Source organism: Thauera sp. 28 (assembly GCF_000310145.2).
Taxonomy (GTDB): domain Bacteria; phylum Pseudomonadota; class Gammaproteobacteria; order Burkholderiales; family Rhodocyclaceae; genus Thauera; species Thauera mechernichensis.
In genome coordinates this window covers 1-374 of the sequence record NZ_AMXA01000104.1, presented here as the reverse complement: position 1 = coordinate 374, position 374 = coordinate 1, and the positions used below count along the sequence as shown (strand labels likewise).

Annotated in this window: 1 pseudogene; it reads left to right on the top strand. The window is 67.1% G+C overall.

What is annotated here, in order from left to right:
* Positions 1-374 (top strand): annotated as a pseudogene (locus C662_RS19645) (allantoinase); the annotation flags it as partial.

Sequence of the window (374 nt, the reverse complement as noted above, 5' to 3'; positions counted from 1 at the left end):
GGCGGCTTCCTGTACGACTCGGACTACTACGGCGACGACCTGCCGTTCTGGACCGAGGTGCGCAAGACCAACGGCGACACCGTGCCGCACCTCGTTGTGCCCTACACCCTCGACACCAACGACATGCGCTTCGCGCTGCCGCAGGGCTTCTCGCACGGCGACGAGTTCTTCGAGTACCTGAAGGACGCCTTCGACGTGATGTATGCCGAGGGCGAGGAGCGCCCGGCGATGATGAGCATCGGCATGCACTGCCGCCTGCTCGGCCGCCCGGGCCGCTTCCGTGCGCTGCAGCGCTTCCTCGACCACATCGAGAAGCACGACCGCGTATGGGTGTGCCGCCGCGTCGACATCGCCCGCCACTGGATCGAGCGCCA